The 4,236-nt window shown below is 42.4% G+C and carries 4 protein-coding genes and 1 rRNA gene (1 of these 5 only partly in view); 2 read left to right on the top strand and 3 right to left on the bottom strand.

The features are described 5' to 3' along the window. Window positions 1–247 precede the first annotated feature (247 nt). Together psaC and PL11201_RS00990 are read right to left on the bottom strand one after the other, a co-directional pair. Window positions 248–493, bottom strand: coding sequence for a photosystem I iron-sulfur center protein PsaC (gene psaC / locus PL11201_RS00995; RefSeq protein WP_079676791.1), 246 nt, complete (start codon window positions 491–493; stop codon window positions 248–250). A gap of 188 nt (window positions 494–681) precedes the next feature. Continuing rightward, the gene (locus tag PL11201_RS00990) at window positions 682–1,581 is read right to left on the bottom strand and encodes a CoB--CoM heterodisulfide reductase iron-sulfur subunit B family protein (RefSeq protein ID WP_079676790.1); all 900 of its coding nucleotides are present in this window, start codon (window positions 1,579–1,581) and stop codon (window positions 682–684) included. 139 nt (window positions 1,582–1,720) lie between these two features. Here PL11201_RS00990 and PL11201_RS00985 point away from each other — a divergent pair, with 139 nt between their 5' ends. Together PL11201_RS00985 and PL11201_RS00980 are read left to right on the top strand one after the other, a co-directional pair. Next, window positions 1,721–2,845 carry an aldo/keto reductase gene (locus tag PL11201_RS00985; protein WP_079676789.1) on the top strand — a complete coding sequence of 375 codons (1,125 nt, stop codon included), beginning with the start codon at window positions 1,721–1,723 and terminating at the stop codon, window positions 2,843–2,845. A 96-nt stretch (window positions 2,846–2,941) separates the two neighbouring features. Then, window positions 2,942–3,898: a circadian clock protein KaiA gene (locus PL11201_RS00980; protein ID WP_339394336.1), complete on the top strand. Its 957-nt coding sequence runs from the start codon at window positions 2,942–2,944 to the stop codon at window positions 3,896–3,898. Between the two features lie 145 nt (window positions 3,899–4,043). Here PL11201_RS00980 and PL11201_RS00975 read toward each other — a convergent pair. Continuing rightward, window positions 4,044–4,236 (bottom strand): 23S ribosomal RNA (locus PL11201_RS00975) (it continues 2,694 nt past the right edge of the window).

Below are 4,236 nucleotides of genomic sequence, written 5' to 3'. Positions count from 1 at the left end.
AAGCTAAAAGCTGCTCACAGTAAGTATTTACCTATAGCGAGATTGCCTATTCCCTATTGCCTCTTGCTATATAACTTTAGCGTTAATTAAGGTAAAAAGATGTCCGTGCCAACCCTGTCAACGGCCAATATCCCAATAAAAAAGAGGGGTGGAATTTCCCCCCTTCGTGAAGATTGAACCCACTGTATCCTTTCGGGTGAAAGCAATACATTATGGATTGAGATAAACACCCGCTTTGAGGCAGAGTTTAGTAGGCTAGACCCATACTACGAGTGGTTTCAGCACCGAGATAAACCCGAATACTCAGGAAGTCTGTAGGACAGGCAGTTTCACAACGTTTGCAACCGACACAATCTGCGGTGCGGGGAGAGGAAGCTACCTGAGCAGCCTTGCAACCATCCCAGGGAACCATTTCCAGGACGTCAGTGGGGCAAGCCCGAACACATTGGGTACAGCCGATACAGGTATCGTAAATTTTGACTGTATGAGACATTGAATGATTTCTCCAGTAGATATCAAAATGTTACAAGTTCTGCCCTAAATACAGGTTAGAAGTCCAGCTTAATAGGAGCGGGATCATCCCATATATTGCATCACAATACCCCAGTGTTTCACTTCCAATACACATAAGGCGATAAAACTTTAAACAATGTAATATTTCCCGCCCTAACAGTTCACAATTCACGCTCTAATTTTGTCCAACACAGACTTTGTGGAAACAACATGGCGGTCTAAACCCAGTTGTTGGGGGTCAATACCCAGGGCGAGGGCCACTAATTGGGGAAGATGGAGGACAGGTAAACCCAAGGGACGACCGATTACTTTTTCGACTTCCGGCTGACGAGAATCTAAATTCAGATGGCACAGGGGACAGGGCGTTACCAGACAATCTGCACCGTTATCAATCGCCTCTTGAATATGTTTTCCAGCCATTTGAAAGGCGGATTCCGTCGCGTAACTCGATAGAGGCCAACCGCAACATTGGGTTCTCCCCCGATAATATACCGGAGTTGCCCCCACAGCCCGAAACAGGTTTTCCATGGATTCCGGTTGATGGGGGTCATCATAGGGGAGATGGGTTTGGGCGCGGAGGAGATAACAGCCATAAAAGGCAGCACACTTCAAACCCGATAGTTTGCGACTGACTTGGCGTTCAATTTCAGCCAAACCATAATCGGCGACTAAGGCCCACAGCAGGTGTTTAACTTCCGTTGTCCCTTGATAGGGTGAACAGCCTTCTTTGCTGAGTAGCCCATTCACTTTTTCAATATAAGCTGGGTCATTGTCCTGAAATTCTTTTAACCGTTCATCGACGTGACCAATCACCCCTTGACAGGTGCTGCAATGGGTCAGTAAGGGTAAATTTAATTCTTCTGCTAAAGCAATATTACGGGCATTGACCGCATCTTCCAACAGTCGGGAATCTTCTTTGAAGGTTCCCGAACCGCAGCAAGACGCCTTTTTCAGTTCAACGAGTTCAATGCCTAACGCTTCGGTGAGAACTTGCGTAGACTGATACAGTTCCCGGCAAGCACCTTGGGCAACACAGCCCGGAAAATAGGCATATCTCAAGGATGGCATAGAAATTACCGATACTAGGATTTTGGATTCATTAGTAACAAAATAGCAATAAAACGAGAAGATACGAAAGAATTGTTTAAAATAGAGAGTATAAACCAAGTTTCAGATTTTTTTAAACTTAAATACACCATAATACACTATGAAAATTTTAGGTAAAGCGACTTTGACGGGAACCCAAGGATATCGAGAACGCCATCAGCAAGACTGTATCGCTGCTCATTTTCGAGAAGCTAATGATTGGGTTGTAAGTTCGATAGGTATTGGCACTTATTTAGGAGCCGCAGACTCCCGAACGGATGATCTGGTCACCGATGCAATTATCGAGTCGGTTAAAAATGGAATTAATCTGATTGATACCGCAATTAATTATCGTTATATGCACGCTGAATGGAGTATAAGTGATGCTTTACGCGCTTTAATCCGGGATGAAGTTATCTCCAGAGACGAGTTAATTATTTGTACAAAAGGAGGTTTTATTCCCGATTTAGATCGAATCAGTTGGTTTTATTCTCGATATATTGAAAACAGTAGATTTTCGATTGAACCCGAGGATTTAGTTGCAGAATGTCACTGTTTACACCCGGAATATATTTGGGATCAACTGGAGCGCAGTTTGGATAATTTGGGAGTAGAAACAATTGATATTTATTATCTTCATAACCCTGAAATGCAATTATCTGAAGTTTCGCCAGAAATTTTTTATCCCCGTTTAAGGCTGGCATTTGAAGTATTAGAAAAAGCGGCTAGTCAAGGAAAAATTAGTAGCTATGGCTTAGCCACTTGGGATGGCTTCCGAGTCCCACCAACGGCATTCAATTATCTTGATTTAGCCAAGATTAAGGCAATTGCATCTCAAGTAACCTCCAATGGAACAGATCATTTCAAATTCCTTCAGTTACCCTTCAATGCCACCATGGTAGAGGCACTGGTTAAACCGACGCAACAAATCAAGCGGGCATGGCTCCCCGTCCTAGCAGCAGCCCATCGTTTGGGTCTATCAGTGATTTCTAGTGCCTCCATTGGCCAAACTAAAGCCGTTGGACATATCCCAGAAGCCCTGGAAGGGATACTTCATCAAACCCCATTAACGCCAACCCTGCAAGCCCTTCAGTTTACCCGTTCTTGTCCCAAATTACTAACTGCCTTAGTCGGTATGAAAACAATCGATCATGTCACAGAAAATTCAGCCTTAACTCGGATTAAACCCCTAGCTACCAAATTCTATAAAGCCTTAGCTACCGACAGTTATGAGATAGGTTCTTAATCCGACTAGCAGAATTTTTCCCAGGAATAGTTAAAGATTAGTTACAATTAGTGATTAAATATTATGTATGATTAAGCAATCTTAGTAATGGAGAGATTGGCTCTGGCTGATTTGTTCGGTGAAAACTTGGTTTCAACTTCTCCGACAGTTTGGCGTCCACAGCTATCAATCGGGGTTTTTCTACCGACCGTGGGGCTGGCGAATATCGTCATGTCTCATTTGCAAAATGATAGCTATATGGCAGTGCAAATCCAGTCTGTTGAAACATTCCTCCAATTCATGGCTCAGGAAAGACACCAACTCGATTGTATCGTTCTTGAGGATAATCCAGATTTGCTCCTCCTTAGTCAACATCTTCAGGAGCAATCTCTTTCAGTTCCGGTGGTTATTATTACATCACAATCCCAGCCTACAGACACTTTAACTCAAACAACGACTAATCCTTCTGACACTTACAAACCTGAAGAAGATTCCTCACAGTATTTGTACCACCGTACCGAGGTACGAATCACAGATAATCAACTGAATCAAATTTCAGGCTATATTGACCAAGCCATTAGTCAGTTTATTACCCATGCAATTACGGCTCGCCTCACTGAACAGTCTGCTAGTGGTAATGCTCCTACAGAACTAACAAATTTTATCATCCGTCAACAACGTCGCCTAGTCAGTAAACTCCATGAGCGATTAGGATATTTGGGTGTTTACTATAAAAGAAGTCCCCAGAATTTTATCCGTAATCTTGCTCCTACAGAACGTCAGGAGTTTATCGATCAGTTAAAAACAAAATATCGCCAGATTGTTCTGAGTTATTTTGCCGCCGATCAAAGTTTGAATAATAAAATTGATGAATATGTAAACTTAGCTTTTTTTGCTGATGTTCCGGTCACCCGAATTGTAGAAATTCATATGGAATTGATGGATAATTTTTCTAAACAGCTTAAATTGGAAGGCAGAAGCGAAGATGTTTTATTAGACTACCGATTAACCTTAATTGATACGATTGCCCATTTATGCGAAATGTACCGTCGCTCAATTCCCAGGGATTCTTAATCAACAAAATCTCATTGTAATTATAAATAATAACTACAAATACAAAACGAGAGCAGCCCTAGATTAAAAGACTGCTCCATTTAGATTAGATTTATTAAATCAGAAACACTGAAGATTGCAGAGAAACTGGAGTAGTGTAAATAATGAGGTCAAGCCCTCGGTCTGTTAGTGTGTCTTGGCTACATCCATCACTGGACTTCGACCTAACACCTATCAACGGGTGTTCTGCCCGTGACCTTACCCACAAAAAGTGGTGAGAGCAATCATCTTGAGGTGGGCTTCCCACTTAGATGCTTTCAGCGGTTATCCACTCCGCACATAGCTACCCTGCGTTTACC

The organism is Planktothrix sp. PCC 11201 (genome assembly GCF_900009135.1).
Lineage (GTDB): Bacteria > Cyanobacteriota > Cyanobacteriia > Cyanobacteriales > Microcoleaceae > Planktothrix.
Note: the sequence above shows the minus strand (reverse complement) of the source record. Positions and strands in the feature narration are given on the sequence as shown.

Excerpts from the sequence above, each read along its gene's own strand:
- psaC (WP_079676791.1), bottom strand. The coding sequence starts at position 493 with ATGTCTCATACAGTCAAAATTTACGATACCTGTATCGGCTGTACCCAA.
- PL11201_RS00990 (WP_079676790.1), bottom strand. The coding sequence starts at position 1,581 with ATGCCATCCTTGAGATATGCCTATTTTCCGGGCTGTGTTGCCCAAGGT.
- PL11201_RS00985 (WP_079676789.1), top strand. The coding sequence starts at position 1,721 with ATGAAAATTTTAGGTAAAGCGACTTTGACGGGAACCCAAGGATATCGA.